General features: G+C 70.9%; 14 protein-coding genes, 4 tRNA genes and 1 riboswitch. Of the genes, 7 read left to right on the forward strand and 11 right to left on the reverse strand.

The genetic code is table 11. The features are described 5' to 3' along the window. The first annotated feature begins 22 nt into the window (after positions 1–22). On the forward strand, positions 23–1006 hold the full coding sequence (locus tag AB0K67_RS28565) for a DUF2804 domain-containing protein (RefSeq protein ID WP_364066461.1): 984 nt from the start codon (positions 23–25) through the stop codon (positions 1004–1006). Positions 1007–1009: 3 nt separating this feature from the next. Here the strand turns inward: AB0K67_RS28565 and AB0K67_RS28570 are convergent, their stop codons facing one another. The 8 genes from AB0K67_RS28570 to AB0K67_RS28605 all read right to left on the reverse strand — a co-directional run bounded on the left by AB0K67_RS28570 (position 1010) and on the right by AB0K67_RS28605 (position 10525). Beyond that, positions 1010–1480: a TspO/MBR family protein gene (locus AB0K67_RS28570; RefSeq protein ID WP_364066464.1), complete on the reverse strand. Its 471-nt coding sequence runs from the start codon at positions 1478–1480 to the stop codon at positions 1010–1012. 410 nt (positions 1481–1890) lie between these two features. Further along, entirely contained in the window at positions 1891–3012 is a 1122-nt protein-coding gene (locus AB0K67_RS28575) for a mechanosensitive ion channel domain-containing protein (protein WP_364066467.1), read from the reverse strand. A 19-nt stretch (positions 3013–3031) separates the two neighbouring features. Further along, positions 3032–4027 carry a ribonucleotide-diphosphate reductase subunit beta gene (locus tag AB0K67_RS28580; protein WP_364066470.1) on the reverse strand — a complete coding sequence of 332 codons (996 nt, stop codon included), beginning with the start codon at positions 4025–4027 and terminating at the stop codon, positions 3032–3034. Between the two features lie 12 nt (positions 4028–4039). Beyond that, a complete protein-coding gene (locus AB0K67_RS28585) occupies positions 4040–6199 on the reverse strand; it encodes a ribonucleoside-diphosphate reductase subunit alpha (RefSeq protein ID WP_364066473.1) in 2160 nt (719 codons plus the stop codon). A 127-nt stretch (positions 6200–6326) separates the two neighbouring features. Continuing rightward, positions 6327–6531, reverse strand: a riboswitch (cobalamin riboswitch). A 4-nt stretch (positions 6532–6535) separates the two neighbouring features. Continuing rightward, positions 6536–7501 carry a tripartite tricarboxylate transporter substrate-binding protein gene (locus tag AB0K67_RS28590; RefSeq protein ID WP_364066476.1) on the reverse strand — a complete coding sequence of 322 codons (966 nt, stop codon included), beginning with the start codon at positions 7499–7501 and terminating at the stop codon, positions 6536–6538. Positions 7502–7601: 100 nt separating this feature from the next. Beyond that, positions 7602–8357: an SAM-dependent methyltransferase gene (locus AB0K67_RS28595; RefSeq protein ID WP_364066479.1), complete on the reverse strand. Its 756-nt coding sequence runs from the start codon at positions 8355–8357 to the stop codon at positions 7602–7604. Between the two features lie 58 nt (positions 8358–8415). Then, complete coding sequence (glmS, locus tag AB0K67_RS28600) at positions 8416–10236, reverse strand: glutamine--fructose-6-phosphate transaminase (isomerizing) (RefSeq protein WP_364066481.1); 1821 nt, start codon at positions 10234–10236, stop codon at positions 8416–8418. Positions 10237–10249: 13 nt separating this feature from the next. Next, positions 10250–10525: a hypothetical protein gene (locus AB0K67_RS28605; protein ID WP_364066484.1), complete on the reverse strand. Its 276-nt coding sequence runs from the start codon at positions 10523–10525 to the stop codon at positions 10250–10252. A 226-nt stretch (positions 10526–10751) separates the two neighbouring features. On the opposite strand from AB0K67_RS28605, the gene AB0K67_RS28610 reads away from it, so the two are divergent. From AB0K67_RS28610 to AB0K67_RS28635, 6 genes are all read left to right on the forward strand, one after another. After that, entirely contained in the window at positions 10752–12773 is a 2022-nt protein-coding gene (locus tag AB0K67_RS28610; RefSeq protein ID WP_364066487.1) for an N-acetylmuramoyl-L-alanine amidase, read from the forward strand. 179 nt (positions 12774–12952) lie between these two features. Beyond that, a tRNA-Gly gene (locus AB0K67_RS28615) sits at positions 12953–13024 on the forward strand. Between the two features lie 15 nt (positions 13025–13039). Further along, positions 13040–13110 (forward strand) — tRNA-Cys (locus tag AB0K67_RS28620). 51 nt (positions 13111–13161) lie between these two features. Next, positions 13162–13233: transfer RNA gene (locus AB0K67_RS28625), tRNA-Gly, on the forward strand. Between the two features lie 19 nt (positions 13234–13252). Next, a tRNA-Val gene (locus AB0K67_RS28630) sits at positions 13253–13324 on the forward strand. Between the two features lie 520 nt (positions 13325–13844). After that, positions 13845–14591 carry an alpha/beta fold hydrolase gene (locus tag AB0K67_RS28635; protein WP_364066490.1) on the forward strand — a complete coding sequence of 249 codons (747 nt, stop codon included), beginning with the start codon at positions 13845–13847 and terminating at the stop codon, positions 14589–14591. On the opposite strand, the gene AB0K67_RS28640 is transcribed toward AB0K67_RS28635, so the two are convergent. The 3 genes from AB0K67_RS28640 to AB0K67_RS28650 form a co-directional block, all read right to left on the reverse strand. Next, entirely contained in the window at positions 14588–15373 is a 786-nt protein-coding gene (locus AB0K67_RS28640; protein WP_364066492.1) for a DeoR/GlpR family DNA-binding transcription regulator, read from the reverse strand. The two genes, AB0K67_RS28635 and AB0K67_RS28640, sit on opposite strands and share 4 nt — an antisense overlap. 440 nt (positions 15374–15813) lie before the next feature. After that, positions 15814–16812 (reverse strand): 4-hydroxythreonine-4-phosphate dehydrogenase PdxA, encoded by a 999-nt coding sequence (gene pdxA, locus AB0K67_RS28645; protein WP_364066494.1) that lies wholly within the window; start codon positions 16810–16812, stop codon positions 15814–15816. After that, entirely contained in the window at positions 16809–17987 is a 1179-nt protein-coding gene (locus tag AB0K67_RS28650; protein ID WP_364066497.1) for a four-carbon acid sugar kinase family protein, read from the reverse strand. Before AB0K67_RS28650 ends, pdxA begins: the two co-directional genes overlap by 4 nt. Between the last annotated feature and the right edge of the window lie 248 nt (positions 17988–18235).

Genomic DNA, 18235 nt, shown 5'->3' on the forward strand with positions numbered 1-18235 from the left:
CCCGCCCGGCTACGCTGCGATCATGACGACCCACGAGCGGGAGATCACCGAGGCCGTCGACCTGTGCCTGCCGGACGGGCGGCTGAACCCCCGGGCGGTCGGCTGGACGCGCCGCCCGCTGCACCGGGCCAACCTGCGCGGCTGGGGCCGCACCAAGCGCTGGGAGTACTGGGGCGTGGTCACGCCGTCCCACGTGATCGGCCTGGTGGTGTCCTCGCTCGACTACGCCGGCGTGCACGGCCTGTACGTGCTGGACCGCGCGACCGGCGACGAGCACGTCAAGGACGCGGTGGTGCCGCTGGCGCGCGGGAGCGTGCTGCCGGAGCGCAGCGGCGAGGGCACCGCGTCGGCCCGCGCCCCGGGGCTGGCCGTCGATCTGGTGCAGCGGCCGGACGGCGCCTCGATCCGGGCCGTGACCGCGCAGGCCGAGGTCGAGCTCGATATCCCGCTGCCCGAAGACCACGAGTCGCTGGGCGTGGTGGTGCCGTGGGGGCCGCGGCGCTTTCAGTACACGGTCAAGGACGTCGGCCGTCCCGTACGCGGCCGGCTCAGGCTCGGCGCGGCCACGTACGAGATCGGCGGCCCTGATGCGTTCGCCGTGCTGGACCACGGGCGGGGGCGCTGGCCGTACCGGGCGGTGTGGAACTGGGCGGCGGGCAGCGCGCCCGGCCGGGCGATCCAGCTCGGCGGCAAGTGGACCGACGGCACCGGGATGACGGAGAACGCGCTGTTCCTCGACGGCCGGCTGCACAAGATCGGCGAGGAGCTCGCCTGGCAGTACGACCGCGGCGACTGGATGAAGCCGTGGCGGATCACCGGCGAGCGGGTGCAGGCGGTCTTCACGCCGTTCCACGAGCGCGTCGCCCGCACGGAGCTGGGCGTCGTGGGCTCCGAGACGCACCAGTGCTTCGGTCACTTCGGCGGGCGGGCGCGGGCCGACGACGGCACGTGGGTCGAGCTCGACGGCCTGACCGGCTGGGCGGAGGAGGCCCGCCAGCGCTGGTGACGGTCAGGCGCCGGGGTTGCGGCGGGCGATGGCGCCGTTGAGCGCGGCGGCGAACACCGTCCAGCCCGCGTACGGCGTCAGCAGCAGCGCGGCCTTCCTGTCGGCCGCCCAGGTCCTGCGGATGAGCAGCGCGTTGGAGGCGTTGAGCAGGAGGATCTCGGCGAGCGCCAGCCTTGGGGTGCGGGTGCGGAAGAACAGCGCGGGCCAGGCCGCGTTGAGCGCCAGATTGGCGGCGAGCGCGCGGGTGAACGCCTGTTTCCGCTCGGCGTCCGCGCGGGAGGCGGCGCGGGCGCCCGCGTACGCGATGAGCCCGTACAAGGGGGTCCAGACCAGCGGGAACGCCTGCGGGGGCGGCTGCCAGGACGGTTTCTTCAGCCGCTGGTACCAGGTGGAGCGGGGGTCGGTGCCGAGCGAGCCGGCGACGGCGGTGGCGGTGACCGCGAGCGCGGTCTTCAGCAGGACTTTGCCTTTCATGACCGTCCACTGCCCCGGCATCGGCGATCGACGCGCGGACGGAGGTTTCGGGCCCCGGGCCCGGCCGGCGTGAACCGGCCCGGGGCGAGGGCGGGGTCCGGCCGGGGGGCGCCATTCCCGACGGCCAGGCCGTGGCCCGGCGGCCCTTTCCTTTCAGGGCCGCGAGTCCGGACGTGAGGAGCTGATCAGGCCGCCCCGCGCCCGGCGCGTACATGACAGCAAAGCCGCCTCGGAGGGGGCGAGGCGGCTTTCCCGATTGCGTTCAGAAGAACGCTCAGACAAGCCGTCGCCGCAGCTCAAGGAGGATGGCGGACGGCCTGCCGAGGCACGTGTCGCGCATTTCTCCCGCCTTTCTCCCGTCGCTGGACGCCTTCCACGATAGGCGGGCGATCAACGCCGCGGCCACCGATTTATTCGCCGGCGTCCCGTACGACGCTGTTTCCAGCGTTGTTTCCGAGGCTGTTTCCGGATGCATTGCCGACGCCGAGGCGGCTCTCCGGGGTTTCCACGCGGAAGCGCGGGAGCGAGTCGGGGTAGTTCTCCCTGATGTAGTTGACGAGGAATTCGCGCACGTCGCACTTGAGGTCCCACGCCGACGGCGAGTCGGCGGCGCTCATCAGGGCCCGCAGCTCGACCAGGCCGTTCTCGTGCACGTCGGTGACCTGGAGCGTCCAGTCCTTCTGGTCCCACAGGGCGTTCGTCTGCAGGAACTCATAGAGGGCGTCGCGCAGCTTGGGCACCGGCACCGACCAGTCCACCCGCAGGTACACCACGGCGAGCACGCGGCTGCCGTGCCGGGTCCAGTTCTCGAACGGGTTCTGCGTGAAGTACGACACCGGCAGCACCAGGCGGCGCTCGTCCCAGAGCCTGAGCACGACGTAGGTGAGCGTCAGCTCCTCGATGCGCCCCCACTCCTTCTCCACCACGACCACGTCGTCGATCCTGATCGCGTCGCTGAAGGCGAGCTGCAGCCCGGCCACCACGTTGCCGAGCGTGGGCTGGGCGGCGATGCCGACGATGGCGCCGGCGATGCCCGCCGAGGCGAGCAGACCGGCGCCGAGCGCCCGCACCTGCGGGAAGGAGAAGAGCATCGCGCCGATCGCGATGACGATGATGGCGGCGGCGGCGATGCGGCGGACCAGCGCGATCTGCGTCATGATGCGCCGGGCCCGCCGGTTGCGCTCACCCTCGACCCGGACGAGCCGTTCGAGCACGACGTCGGTCAGCGCGTACGTGGCCTGCACGATGAGCCAGGTGACGGCGGCGATGGTGACCAGGCCGAGCACCTGCTGGACGGTCCTGGCCAGGGCCCGCTCGCCCGGCGTGTCGCCGAACATGCCGGGCCCGAAGACCAGGTTGAACGCGACGACGGCGGCGGTCAGGAAGGCGGGCCACGTGCAGTGCTCCAGGAGGTGACGGGCCGGGTCCCATTTGCGGCTGGCCCTGCGAAGCAGCCGCCTGGCCACCTCCACCAGGAGGATCGAGCCGATCACCGAGATCCCGAGGATCGGCCAGTCCGCTGGAGAGTGCACGTTACCTGCCCCCTATGTCTTAGAACGTCTCGTCAAAGCTCACATTGCCCTCTACTGCCACTTGGTACGCCGAGACACGCCGTTCGAAGAAGTTGGCGAGTTCCTGGACGTCCTGCAATTCCATGAAGGCGAACGGATTGGCAGAACCGTACCTCTTGGGCAGACCCAGACGAACCAGTCGCTGGTCGGCCACGTATTCGAGGTAAAGGCGCATCTGCTCGACGCCCATGCCCGGCATGCCGTCGCCGCACAGGTCCTCGGCGAAGGCCAGCTCGGCGGCCACGGCCTCCTCCAGCATCTCCGTGACCTGCTTGCCCAGCTCGTCGTCGAACAGCTCGGGCTCCTCGGCCCGTACGGTGTCCACGACGCTGAAGGCGAACTCCATGTGCATGGACTCGTCCCTGAACACCCAGTTCGTCCCCGTGGCCAGGCCGCCGAGCAGCCCGCGCGAGCGGAACCAGTAGACGTAGGCGAAGGCGCCGTAGAAGAACAGGCCCTCGATGCAGGCGGCGAAGCAGATGAGGTTGAGCAGGAACTGGCGGCGCTGCGCGGCCGTCTCCAGCCGGTCCAGCCCCTGGATGGAGTCGATCCACTTGAAGCAGAACTCGGCCTTGTCGCGGATCGACGGGATGTGCTCGATCGCGGCGAACGCCTTGGCCCGCTCGTCCGGGTCCGGCAGGTACGTGTCGAGCAGCGTCAGGTAGAACTGCACGTGCACCGCCTCCTCGAAGAGCTGCCTGCTCAGGTACAGGCGCGCCTCGGGGGCGTTGACGTGCTGGTAGAGGTTGAGCACGAGGTTGTTGGCCACGATCGAGTCGCCGGTGGCGAAGAAGGCGACCAGCCGGTTGATCAGGTGCCGCTCCTGCGGCGTCATCTTCGCCAGGTCGGCGAGGTCGGAGTGCAGGTCCACCTCCTCGACCGTCCAGGTGTTGCGGATGGCGGCGCGGAAGCGCTCGTAGAAGGCGGGGTAGCGCATGGGCCGCAGGGTGAGGTCCATGCCGGGGTCGAGCAGCATCGTCGGGGCTCCTTACTGGCAGGCTTCGCAGGTCTCGGGGTTCTCAAGAGAGCAGGCCACCGCCTGCGCCGGGGGCGCGGCGACCGTGGTCTGCGCGATGCGCGTCGCGGGCCGCGAGCGCAGGTAGTAGGTGGTCTTCAGGCCCTTCTTCCAGGCGTAGGCGTACATCGACGAGAGCTTGCCGATGGTCGGGCTCGCCATGAACAGGTTGAGCGACTGCGACTGGTCGATGTACGGCTGCCGCGCGGCGGCCAGGTCGATGAGCGCCTTCTGCGGCAGCTCCCAGGCCGTGCGGTAGAGCTGCTTGAGGTCGCCGGGCACGCCAGGCACCTGCTGCACCGAGCCGTCGGCCCGCTTGATGTCGTCGCGCACCTGGTCGGTCCACAGCCCGCGCGCCTTCAGATCGGCCACCAGGTAGCGGTTGACCTGGAGGAACTCGCCCGACAGGGTCTCGCGCTTGAACACGTTGGACACCTGCGGCTCGATGCACTCGTAGCAGCCGGCGATCGAGGCGATGGTGGCGGTGGGGGCGATCGCGACCAGCAGCGAGTTGCGCAGGCCGGTCTCGGCGATCTTCGCGCGCAGCGCGTCCCAGCGCGGGCCGGTGGCCGCGCCGTAGTGGTCGGGGTGCAGCACTCCCCCGGCCGCCCTGGTCTCGTCGTACGAGGGGTGCCGGCCGCGCTCGGCCGCGAGGTCGGCCGAGGTGTCGTACGCGGCCAGCGCGATCTCCTCGGCGATCCTGGTGGACAGCTCGAGAGCCTGCGGCGAGTCGAACGGCAGCCGCAGCGTGAAGAACACGTCGGCGAGGCCCATCACGCCGAGCCCGATCGGCCGCCACCGCTTGTTGGCCGCCTCGGCCTGCGGCGTCGGGTAGAAGCCGAGGTCGATGGTGCGGTCGAGGACGCGTACGGCGGTGCGCACGGTGCGGCGCAGCCGCTGCCAGTCCATGTCACCGCCGTTCAGGTGGGCGGCCAGGTTGACCGAGCCGAGGTTGCACACCGCCGTCTCGGCGTCGCTGGTGACCTCCAGGATCTCGGTGCACAGGTTGGACAGGTGGATGACGTTCTCCGGGCGGGCCGTCTGGTTGGAGGTGCGGTTGGCGGCGTCCTTGAACGTCATCCAGCCGTTGCCGGTCTGGGCGAGGGTGCGCATCATGCGGCCGTACAGGGTGCGAGCGGGAATCTGCCGGACATATCGCCCGGCGGCCTCGTAAGCGCGATATCTCGCGTCGAACTCCTCCCCGTACAGGTCGGTGAGATCCGGCACCTCCTTCGGGTCGAACAGCGACCACATCTCGTCGGCCTCGACCCGGCGCATGAACTCGTCGGGCACCCAGTTGGCGAGGTTGAGGTTGTGGGTGCGGCGGGCGTCCTCGCCGGTGTTGTCGCGCAGCTCCAGGAACTCCTCGATGTCGGCGTGCCAGGTCTCCAGATAGACGCAGGCCGCGCCCTTGCGCCGGCCACCCTGGTTGACCGCCGCCACCGAGGCGTCGAGCGTGCGCAGCCACGGCACGATGCCGTTGGAGTGACCGTTGGTGCCCCTGATCAGCGAGCCGCGCGAGCGCACCCGGGTCCACGAGATGCCGATGCCGCCCGCGTACTTCGACAGCCTGGCCACCTGGCCGTACCGCTCGTAGATGGCCTCCAGCTCGTCGCGCGGCGAGTCGAGCAGGAAGCACGACGACAGCTGCGGGCGGCGCGCGCCGGAGTTGAACAGCGTGGGCGAGCTGGGCAGGTAGGACAGCGTGGACATCAGCGCGTACAGCTCGGCCGCCTCCGCGACGGTGCCGGAGAGCCCGCAGGCCACGCGCATGAAGAAGTGCTGGGGCCGCTCGAGCACCGCCCGCGTCTCGGGGTGGCGCAGCAGGTAGCGGTCGTAGACCGTACGGAGCCCGAAGTACTCGAAACGGGCGTCCGCCGCGTCCGAGACCAGCGCGTCCAGCTCGGCCGCGTGCGCGGCGACGAACTCGGCGAGGCGGTCCTGGATCAGCCCGGCCGCGTGCGTGGCGGCGATGGATTCGGAGAACGTCCGCACGCCCTGCCCGGCCGCCTCGTCGGCGATCTCCTCGGCCAGCAGCCCGGCGGCGACCCGGGAGTTGGCCGGATCGGCGATCACCCGGGCGGCGGCCTCCTCGATGGCCAGCCGGCGGTCAACCTCAACGATCTGGGTCACGTGCTCTCTCTCCTCGCGAGCCTCCCCTCGAAAGGCAGGCGAGAGCACGGCGGAGCGCGGCGCGGCGCGCCGATCCCGCGTGTGCCCGGCCCGCCCTCGAGGCCATGAACACTGCGCGCACGGGCGCACGGCCCGGCGCATCGCTGGCAGGTCTTCGGGCTCGCGGGCACGCTCCAGCTCCGTGGAGCACCTACTGGCCGTCGCTTCCCGGATCTCTCCAGTGCTGATGACGGCGGTCGTTCCCGCTCACCGCTGCGGGGCAGCCCCGGAATCTCACCGGGTTCCCTTTTGCTCCGCCTCCGATGAGGCGAACCAGCGACGAGCGAGATCCTACATCTAGTGGCCGTTCCCGCAACTACCCCAGCATGTTGTGGCTTTGGTCGTGTCGACCATGCCGAGGTCCCGCAGCACGGCGCGGGTGCGGGCCAGCTCGGTGTGCAGCCAGCGGGCGAAGTCGTCGCCGGCCAGCGGGATCGGCAGCCAGCCCGCGGCCCGGCAGGCGGCCTCCCACGCGGAGGAGCCGAGCACCTCGTCGCACATGTGCACGGCGGCCTCGCGGCCCTCCTCCGCCATGCCTTCCGGGCCGAACGCGCCCACCCAGTCGGAGAAGTCGACCCGCACGCCGCACTCCAGCAGGGTCGGCGCGTCCAGCTCGGGCAGACGGGTGGCCGACGAGACCGCAAGCGGCCTGATCCGCCTGCGCTCGATCCCGGCCCGCCAGGTGGACAGCGGACCCGCGGCGGCCACGGCCCTGCCGGACAGCAGCGCGGCCATGACCTCGCCACCGCTGGGGTAGCCGGTGTAGTCGACCTGCCGGGTGTCGGCGCCGAGCGCCCGCGCGATGAGACCGAACAGCAGGTGGTCGGGCTCGCCCGGCGAGCCGCCGGCCAGCCGGGTGCGCCCGGGGTCGGCCAGCATCCGCGCGCCGAAGTCGCCGAAGTCCTTCAGCGGCGAGCCGTCGGGGACGACCACGACCAGGGCCTCGCCGCTGAGCCTGGCGAGCGGGGTGGCGGTCTCGAGAATGCTCTGGCTGTTGTTGAGTTCGGCGGCGGCCGCCGCGGGCAGGCCGCTCAGTGCCAGGTCGAAGCCGCCGCCCGGCTGGTAGCCCACGGCCTGCGCCGCCCCGGCGAACGCCTGGCCGACCCGTTCCCAGCGCCGTCCGTCCGGCTTGAGCGTGAACCCGGCGACCGGCACGGCTCCCCCGGCCCGCTCGGTCCCGCAGCCGGCGACGGCGGCGGCCATGCCGAGGCCGCAGGCCAGAAAGCGCCGGCGGCGCATGTGCTTCTCCCCCGAAACCCCCATTACTCCAGGTTATTAACCCATTACGGCAGGCTATACACCGGGGTCACGGTCGTTATTCAAAATCGCTATAGTTCACGATTTTTCTTGATTTTTGGGCTTATTAGGCTTTACGGGCAACTCCGGCCATGAGGGACGACGGCAGCGACCAGTCCCCCACCAGCTTGGGCCGGTCCGGCCGCCAGTCCGTGGCCTGCACCAGGCCGGGCGGCTCCAGCGGGAAGTCGCCGAAGAACTCCCTGATCCGCGCGGGCGAGCGATCGGTCCCGCTGCCGGGGCGGGTGTACGACGGCTCGTCATCGTCGGCGCGGCCCGTCGTGGCGTGGGAGATCACCAGGTGGCTGCCCGGCGCCAGCCGCTCGCGCAGCGCCGCCACAGCCCCCTGCGGATCGTCGGAGTCGGGGATGAAGTGCAGGATCGACACCAGCAGCACCCCGACGGGACGGTCGAAGTCGAGGAACTCCCCCGCCTTGTCCAGCACGTCGCCGGGATCGAGCAGGTTCGCCTGAACGAAACGGGCCCTGCCCGGCGAGCGCCTGAGCAGGACCGCGGCGTGCGCCCGCACCACGGGGTCGCAGTCGACGTAGACCACCTTGGCCTCCGGCGCCACCTCGTGCGCGCTGCCCTGCGTGGGCAGCCCGCTGCCGAGGTCGAGGAACTGGTCGACCCCGGCGCGGGCGACGTAGCGTACGGCACGCTGAAGGAAGGCCCGGTTCGCGCGGGCCAGCGGGACCGCCTCCGGGATCAGCTCGGCGAGCTGATCGAGGGCCTGGCGATCGACCGCGAAGTTGTCCTTCCCGCCGAGCATGTAGTCATACATGCGTGCGGGATGGGGCCTGCGATGGTCGAACTGCCGCACACTTTGAATTTATGACGTCCGCGGCGATTTAACGATAGGCTGGACCATTTTGGATTAGCTACTCCACCGTAACGCTCTTGGCAAGATTACGTGGCTTGTCGACGTCGCGGCCGAGTGCCACCGCGGCGTAGTAGGCGAAGAGCTGCAGCGGAATGGTCAGCAGGATCGGGTCCAGCTCGATCTCGTTCTTCGGGATGACGATGACGTCGTCGGCCAGCTTGGGGTCGGGCTCGCGGTGGCCCACCATGAGCACCTGGCCGCCGCGGGCGCGGATCTCGCCGAGCGTGGTGAGGTTCTTGTCGAGCAGCTCGTCGTCTGGGACGATCGCGACCGTCGGCATGTCCGGGCCGATGAGCGCGAGCGGCCCGTGCTTGAGCTCGCTCGCCGGATACGCCTCGGCGTGCACGTACGAGATCTCCTTGAGCTTCTGCGCGCCCTCGCGCGCCACCGGGTAGCCGCGCACGCGCCCGACGAACATCATGCTCGGGTGCGGGGCGTACTTCTTGGCCAGCGCGGCGATGTGGTCGCTCTGCCCGAGTATCTGCTCGATCTGGCCGGGCAGGCGGCGCAGGCCCTCGACGATGCGCCGGCCGTCGGCGGGCGACAGGTCGCGCACCCGGCCGAGGTGCAGCGCGAGCAGCGCGAACGCCAGGCAGGTCGAGGTGAACGCCTTGGTCGAGGCCACCGAGACCTCGGGGCCCGCGTGCAGGTAGATGCCGCCGTCCACCTCGCGCGCGATGGCGCTGCCGACGGCGTTGACGATGCCGATGACCCGGCCGCCCTTGCGCTTGAGCTCCTGCACGGCGGCCAGCGTGTCGTAGGTCTCGCCCGACTGGCTGATCGCGACGTAGAGGGTGTCGGGGTCCACGACGGGGTTGCGGTAGCGGAACTCGCTGGCCGGCTCGGCGTCGGACGGGATGCGTGCCAGCTCCTCGATGAGCTGCGCCCCGATCTGCCCCGAGTAGTACGCCGACCCGCACCCGATGATCTTCACGCGGCGGAAGCCGCGGGTCTCGCGGGCGTCCATGTTGAGCCCGCCCAGGTGGGCCACGTGGAAGCGCTCGTCCAGCCGCCCGCTCATCGTCCTGGTGATGGTCTCGGGCTGTTCGGAGATCTCCTTGAGCAGGTAGTGCTCGTAGCCGCCGGTGTCGTAGTGCCCCGCGTCCCAGTCGACGGTCAGCGGCTCCTTGGCCGTCTCGCGGGCGTCGCTGGAGAAGGTGTGGAAGCCGTCGGCCTTGATCACCGCCAGCTCGCCGTCCTCCAGGTGCACGACCTGGCGGGTGTAGCGGACCAGCGCGGCCACGTCGGAGGCGGCGAACATCTCCTTCTCGCCGATGCCCAGCACGATCGGGCTGCCGTTGCGGGCCACGACCACCTCGCCGGGCCGCTCGGCGTCGATCACCGCGATGCCGTAGGTGCCGACGACGCTCTTGAGCGTCTTCCTGACGGCCTCCTCCAGCGTCTCGTTCTCGTCGACGGCGTGGGCGATCAGGTGGGCGAGCACCTCGGTGTCGGTCTCGGACGCGAACACCACGCCGTCGGCCTCCAGCTTGGCGCGCAGCTCGGCGGCGTTCTCGATGATGCCGTTGTGCACGACCGCGATGCGCTCGTCGGCCGACAGGTGGGGGTGCGCGTTGACGTCACTCGGCACGCCGTGGGTGGCCCACCGCGTGTGCCCGATGCCGAGGCCGCCCTTGAACCGCGCCGGCACCACCTTGGCCAGGTCGGCGACCCGGCCCTTGACCTTGCGTACCTTCAGCCCTTTGTTGGACACCACGATTCCGGCCGAGTCGTAGCCCCGGTATTCCAGCCGCTGCAGCCCCTCCAGCAAGATGGGCGCGGCGTCCTTGGGGCCGACATAGGCCACGATTCCGCACATCGAGGTCTCCTTCTCATCCGTAGACGATCCTGCGGAGCTGCCTGAGGGACAGCTCCGGAGCCGCGACCCTGCGGCTCCGTAACTCCGAGGCGATCCGGGGGAAGATCTCGTCGTTGGTCAGGCCGCGCGCCTTCAGCTCGCCGTGCCGGCGCCTGACGAACTCCTCCGTGGACTCGGAGAAGTAGGCCAGCACGTCGGCGATCACGCGGGCGGCCTCGCCGGGGCCGAGCGGGCTCGTCCGCGTGAGGTGCGCGATGAGATCTTCGTACGGATGCCGTGCCGTGGACACAGACGAGGACCATACGGCTCTGGAACGAGACACGCCAACATCCTGCCCGATATCGGGCAGGAAATGCGCCGAGCGGTGTCGGCCGATCACTCTCGCATGATCAAGATGCCACGTTCGCCGGGAGATCAGGCTGATCACATGCGTATCAACCGACCCGTCTGACACATCCCTTTCTGGGAATGGTTACGCTGAGTAGTCATATCGTGACGTTCCTGGGGAGATGTACATGCAGCTCTGGCTCGCCGCCGGCCTGGTCGCCGGCGTCCTCACCGTGCCGGCCGGCCTCCCCCTCACGACCTCGCCGGCCACCACCTCCGCACCCGCAGCCGCGGCGGCGACGGGCCGCCAGGCGGACTTCGCCGCCGCAGCCCGGGAGTACGGGGTGCCGGAGAGCGTGCTGCTCGCGGTGTCGTACCTGGAGTCGCGGTGGGACGCCAACGGCGGGCGGCCCAGCACCGCCGGCGGTTACGGCCCGATGCACCTGGTGGACGCCTTCCCTGCCGGCGCCGCCGGTCATGAGCACCTCGGCGACGGGCACGCCGACCCGCGCGGCGACGAGAGCAGGCCGATGTCCCCCAAGGTCGACGCCATCACCCACGCGGCGATGCGCACCGCCGCCGCCCGGCAGCCCACCACGCTGCCGGAGGCGGCCAAGCTCGCCGGGCTGCCCGAGGAACTGCTGCGCCGCGACCCGGCCGCCAACATCCGCGCAGGCGCCGCCCTGCTCGCCTCCTACCAGGACCGCCCCAGCACCGACCCGGCCGACTGGCACGCCGCGGTCGCCAAGTACGCCGGGGCCGGCGATCCGAAGTCGGCCAGGGCGTTCGCCGACGAGGTGTTCGCGGTGATGCGGGAGGGCGCGCGGCGGCGTACCGACGACGGGCACGTGGTGGAGCTCGACCCCATCCCCGACCTGCAGCCCGACACCATCTGGGACCCCGCCGCGTTCCCCGAGCTCGCCGACCCGGGCGACTTCGTCTCCGGCGATGACCTCCCCGAGCTCGACGAGGAGGACGAGCCCGGCACGCCCAAGGGGCACACGGCGGGCGGCAAGGCCGAATGCCCCGCCTCGCTGCACTGCGAGTGGATGCCCGCCGCGCACAGGCGCTTCGGCAAGAAGAAGAACCGCGACTACGGCAACCACGACCGCCTGTCGCGCAAGCGCTCGGTCGACTACATCGTCATCCACGACACCGAGGGCGGCTACCAGGGCATCCCCTCCCTCATCCGCAACCCCAAGTACGTGAGCTGGCACTACACGATCCGCTCCCGCGACGGGCACGTGGCCCAGCACGTCGCCACCAACGACATCGCCTGGCACGCCGGCAACTGGGACGTCAACACCCGCTCCATCGGCATCGAGCACGAGGGCTACCTGGCCAAGGGCGGCACCTGGTACACCGAGGCGATGTACCGGTCGTCGGCCCGCCTGGTGCGCTACCTCGCCGCCAAATACCGCATCCCGCTCGACCGCGCCCACATCCTCGGCCACGACAACGTGCCGGGGACGACGCCCGCGACCGTGGCGGGCATGCACGAGGACCCCGGCCCGTACTGGGACTGGGCGCACTACTTCGAGCTGATGAAGAAGCCGTTCAAGGCGGCCAAGAACGGCAACTCGATCATCATCAGGCCCGACTACGACAGCAACCGGCCGCGCTTCACCGGCTGCGAGGCCACCAAGCCCGACAAGGCGTGCCCGTCGCACGGCGCCTCCACCGTCTGGCTGCACAAGTCACCCAGCCACAGCGCGCCGCTGGTGAACGACATCGGCAAGCATCCGGGCAAGCCGAGCACGTACAGCGTGTACGACCACAGCGCCCGCGCCTCCACCGGCCAGCGCTACGCCGTCGCCGAACGCAAGGGCGACTGGACGGCCATCTGGTACCTGGGGCAGAAGGCGTGGTTCCACAACCCGGCCGCCAAGCCGACCGCCATCCCCGCCAAGGGCCCGCTCGTCACGCCCATCTCGGGGGCGGTCAAGGTGTACGGCCGCGCCTACCCCGAGAGGTCGGCCTACACCAAGGCGTCGCCGCAGCCGCTGACGCCGCTCAAGTACAAGATCCCGCCGGGGCAGACGTACACGGTGGGCGACACGATCACCGGCACCCATTACTCCGCCAACGCCTTCCGGCCTTCCAAGCACGTCACCACCACCGGCAAGACCCGCTACCACCAGATCCAGCTCGGGCACCGGGTGATGTTCGTGATGGCATCGGACGTACGGCTGGTGGATCCGAAGGCCTGACGCCGGCGCCTCACCGTCACGAACGGGCGATCGGCCGGCCACGAAGCGGCGATCCACCGCCGCGAATCGGCGATCGATCGCCGCGAATCGGTTTTCGACGGCCCGCGATGCGCACGGGCACTCCGTGGAGACGATATGGTTTTCCCGTGAGCCCGGCGCATCGCCGCCGGAGCAGACACGCGGAAGTGGCTCAGGGGTAGAGCATCACCTTGCCAAGGTGAGGGTCGCGGGTTCGAATCCCGTCTTCCGCTCGGAGCGTGACTCCTGGTGGAGTGGCCGAGAGGCGAGGCAGCGGCCTGCAAAGCCGTCTACACGGGTTCAAATCCCGTCTCCACCTCGGCCGGTCTTCGGAGCCTTCGGGATCCGGTAAAATAAAGACCAACGCCTCGCGGAAGTGGCTCAGGGGTAGAGCATCACCTTGCCAAGGTGAGGGTCGCGGGTTCGAATCCCGTCTTCCGCTCTGAGTGACAACTCAATATGGACGATTAGCTCAGCGGGAGAGCGCTTCCCTGACACGGAAGAGGTCACTGGTTCAATCCCAGTATCGTCCACACGTCCCGCACCGAGGCCCCAGGCGATGTTCCTGGGGCTTTTCGCTGTCGTAAGGGGCGGTGCCCGGTGGGTGGAGCCGCCGAGCCCATGCCACCGTACGACGCGCACGAGTCGCTGCCGTTCTCACCCGCACCGGCCGAAGGCCATGCCTGCCGTCCAGACGCGGCGCGCCGCCCGCGCTGCCCTGCCTGCTTTCCGGGCCGCCCGCACTTGCCCCGCCTGCTTTCTGGGCCGCCCGCACTTGCCCGCTTGCCTTCTGGGCCGCCCGCACTTGCCCGCTTGCCTTCTGGGCCGCCCGCACTTGCCCGCCTGCCTTCTGGGCCGTCTCCTCCGGCAGTCCTGTGCAGGCGCTCGAGCAGCGGGCGATCGGTCTGCGGCGTGCCGCCGTCCGGCCGCCCGGACGTACGACGAGGAATCGGCCACCCAGCGGCGGTCTACGGCGGACACCGCGCACCGGCCACCTGGCCGCGCAGCGAAATCGCTCGCCTTACCGGCGGACATTCCGCTGTAATCCACCTCATGCAGATCACCTCGGAGACCGTCACCGACGGCATCCGCGAGCAGCTTTTCACCATCGGAGACGTCCCCGGGGTGCTCTGGACGCCCGCCGAGGGATCCGGTCCTCGGCCGCTGGTCCTCATCGGGCACGGCGGCGGTTCGCACAAGAAGGGCTGGGAGGTCGTCTCCCGGGCCTTCCCGTACGTCACCGCCTGCGGCTTCGCGGTCGCCGCCATCGACGCTCCCGGCACCGGGGACAGGCCCGAGCACCCGGAGATCCGGCGGCTCGTCGCGGAGATCCAGGAACGCGAGGCCGCAGGCGAGCCCTTCGGCCCGGCCTGGCCCGAGCTCAACGAGGTCGTGGCGGCCGAGCTGATCCCCGACTGGCAGACCACCCTGGACGCACTCCAGCAGCTCGGCTCCGTCGGCGACGACCGGCCCATCGGCTACTACGGGCTTTCACAGGGCGGCGAGATGGGCATCCGCCTCGTCGCGGCCGAGCCCCGGATCACGGCGGCCGTGCTCGGCCTCGTCGGCAGCGAATGGCTCATCGGCACCGCGGCGAAGATCACGGTTCCGGTGGAGTTCCTGCTGCAGTGGGACGACGAGAGCAATCCGCGGGACGCGGTGATGCGCCTGTACGACGCGCTCGGCTCCGCCGAGAAGACCCTGCACGCCAACCCCGGCGGCCACTTCCGCGTCCCGCCGTTCGAGATCGACAGCTCGATCCGCTTCTTCGCCCGGCACCTGGGAGGCCCAGCGACCTAGATGGCGATCACCGTCTCCACGCCTCGCGCCGCGAACGGCTCCAGGAGGTCGTCCGTGGCGGATGCGTCCGTGACAAGCGTCCAGCGGTCCGGCATGCGGGCCCAGGCGTGGAACGGGCGGCGGCCCAGCTTCGCGGCGTGGACCAGGACGTAGACGTGCTGGGAGCGGGCCATCATCAGCTCCTTGAGCCGGGTCTGCTGGAGGCTCGCCTCGCAGATGCCGTCCTCGGCCGTCACCCCGTCCGCGCCCAGGAACGCCCGGTCGAACGTCATCCGGCTCAGCGCCGCCTCCGCGAGCGGGCCCACGAAGCCCTGGCTGACGTGCCGCAATGTACCGCCGAGGCATTCGACGTGCACGCCGGTCGCGCCCACCAGCTCCTGCAGTGCGGTCAGGCCCGTGGTCGCCACCGTCAGGTCGGCGGCGTTGCGCAGCTCGTGGGCCAGGGCCCCGGTGGTCGAGCCCGAGTCGAGCAGGATCGTCTCGCCCGGGCGGACCTGCGCCGCCGCCCAGCTCGCGATGGCCCGCTTGGCCTCGAACGCCTCCCCGATGCGCTGCCGCAGCGACGCCTCCGGGTGGGTCACCACCGCCATCGCGCCGCCGTACGTGCGGGCCAGGAGCCCGGCCGCCTTGAGGTGGGCCAGGTCGCGGCGGATGGTGGACTGCGTGACGCCCAGCCGGGCCGCCAGCTCCTCGACGCTGGCCAGGCCGGTTTCGGTGGCCAGGCGTACGATCTCGTCTCGCCGCGCGTCCGCTCCCCGTCCTTTCGGCCCTCGTCCCTTCACCTCCTGTCCCTTCACCTCCTGCCTCTTCGCCACCTGCCTTCCCGGCTTCTGCCCCTTGGGCTCCGGCGCCGCTGGCCCTCGCCCCTTGGGCCCTTGCGCTTTGAGCCCCTGCATCTCGGCCCCCTGTGCTTGAGGCTCCTGATCCTTGGGCCCCTGTCCCTTGGACTCCTGATCCTTGGGCCCCTGCACACTGAGCCCCTGCGCCTTGGGCCCCTGCGCCGTGAGCCCCTGCGTCTTAGGTTTTCGCGCCATGGGCGTTTGCGCCCTTGCAGGCTGCTCCCCCGCGCTCTGGCCCGTCGCGGTCCGCGTCCTCTCAGCACGATCCTTCGCAGGTTGCTCCCCGGCGGCTCGATCCCCCGTGGTCCGCCCGTTCAGCCCCTTCTGCGCTCCCCCGGCGGCGTCCCCGACCAGCGTCGGGCGGGGGTGTGGTGATGGGGCCGTCATGACGTCTGCGCCTGGGAGAGTTCGGCGGCCTGGCGGAGGGCTTCGATCATGCTGCCGGGGTCCGCGAGGCCCTTGCCCGCGATGTCGAACGCGGTCCCATGGTCCACGGAGGTCCTGATCACGGGCAGGCCGACGGTGATGTTGACGCCCGCCTCCAGGCCGAGGATCTTGACGGGGCCGTGTCCCTGGTCGTGGTACATGGCCACGATGAGGTCGTAGTCGCCGCGTCCGGCCAGGAAGAAGGCGGTGTCGGCGGGGAGCGGCCCGTGCACGTCCATGCCCTCGGCCCGCAGACGTTCGACGGCGGGCACGATCTTCTCCTCCTCCTCGCCGTACCCGAACAGGCCGTTCTCGCCCGCGTGCGGGTTGATGCCGCACACGCCGATCTTGGGACGCTCCAGGCCGGTGCCGCGCATGGCCGCCTCGCCGCGCCGGATCGTCCGTTCGACCAGGCCGGGCTCGATGCGCGCGACCGCGTCGATGAGGCCGATGTGGGTGGTGACGTGGATGACCTTGACCTTGGCGGTCGAGAGCATCATCGACACCTCTTCTGTGCCGGTCAGGTGGGCGAGCAGCTCGGTGTGGCCGGGGTAGATGTGTCCGGCGGCGTGCAGGGCCTCCTTGTTGAGCGGGGCCGTGCAGATCGCCTGCACCTGGCCGGACATCGCCAGCTCCGCGGCCAGCCGTACGTACTCGTAGGCCGCGTTGCCCGCGACCGCCGACACCTCGCCCCACGGCAGGTCGGCCGGGAGCAGGCCGGGGTCGATGACGTTGATGCGGCCAGGCTCGAACACCGCGTCCGCCACCCCGTCCACCGTCTCCACCCTGGCGGTCACGCCGAGGATGCCGGCGGCCTGGCGCAGGCGTCCGGCGTCGCCGATGACGAGCGGGCGGCAGAACGCGGCCGGTTCGGGGGCGTTCAGCGCGCCGACGATGACTTCGGGACCGACGCCGGAGCCGTCCCCCATGGTGAGGGCGATCAGAGGTGTGCTCATGTGTGCCTTTCGAAGTGGTGTGGCGCGAGGTGGGCGGTCATGCGCAGCAGGCTGTCGCGGCCGCCGAAGCCGCCCGGCCTGGTGATGACCGCGTGGCCCTGGGGCGTGTGGCAGTGGACGGCGCCGTGGTGCACCTGTCCGACCGGGGTCAGCTCGCGGACGCCGAGCGCGTCGAGGACTCTTCTGGCCGTCCCGCCGCCGGTCATGACGAGGTTCGCGGGCCGGTCGCCGAGGGCGTCCTGGACGATCTCCTCCAAGGCGTCGGGCAGGGGGCCCGAGGTGGTGAGCACCGTGGGCCCCGTGTCCAGGGCTCGGCGTAAGCGTGGCGCTGTGATGTCCGGTGGCTCGGCCGAGTCCAGGGCGACCTGCTGAACGCCGTACCGGATCAACAGCTCGACCTGGTCGGACACGCCGGGGTGTGCGGTCCCGACGATGACCAGCAGGGGCGCGCCGGGAGGCGGCCCCTCGGGCGGCGGCGGGTGGCCCTCGCCGTCCGATCCCCCGTCGCGGGCGCGGGCCAGGGCGGTGGCGAGGCCGCCGGCTCCCACCAGGCGGGTACGCGGGTCGGCGGCGAACGCGGCGGCCACCACCGCGTCGAGGTCGGCGTCCGTCTCCGCGTCGCAGATCGCCACCCGGCCCGCCGCGCCGAACGCCCGCGCGAGCGCCTCCGTCAGGGTGGGGTGACCGGCGCGGACGGTGGCGAGGGGTATGTGCGTGAAGGGGTGGCCGTCGAGCGCTTCGGCGACCGTCCTGGGTGCGGGCCTGGGCTCGATGTGCCATGTGCGCGTTTCGCGCAGCGGGACGCCTTGGACGTACGGCACTCCGTCCACGACCGTGCGGCCGGCTGACGGCAGTGCGGGGACCATGACCACGGGCGCGTCGAGGGAGGCGGCGGCGACGGTGGCGGCGACGTTCCCGCGCAGCAGCGAGTCGATCTTGATGAGGACGGTACGGCCGTCCGCGTCCGCGAGTGCCGCCCGTACCAGGGCTTTCGCGTCGGGGTGATAGCGGGTGCCGAGGTCGCCGACCAGCACCGGCGGCGCGGACGTGAACGGCGGCCCGGACAGCGCGATCAGCGCGGCGCCGGCGGCGGGCATGAGCACAGCGGCCGTCTCCGCCGCCCCGGTCAGATCGTCGGCCAGCACCAGCACCGCATCCGCTTGTGCGCGAATCACGCAACCAGCATTGCACGAAACGCGCAAATCATGCCACAGTGGCGGAAGGGCGGCGTGCTCGGAAGCCGGTTGGACGCCGATCGGGCTCGCCGTGCACGTGGGTCATCCGCTGCCGGGACCGATGTCCGGCCTGCCACGCATGCGGGTTCCGGCGTCCGGGGCGTCCTTCGCGCGGGCTCCGGACGGCGGGATCCTGGCACGGCGGCGGCGAGCAGCCTGAAGCCGCCCGTACGTGGCCCGCACGCGAC

It is taken from the genome of Nonomuraea sp. NPDC052634, from assembly GCF_040678535.1.
Lineage (GTDB): Bacteria > Actinomycetota > Actinomycetes > Streptosporangiales > Streptosporangiaceae > Nonomuraea > Nonomuraea fastidiosa.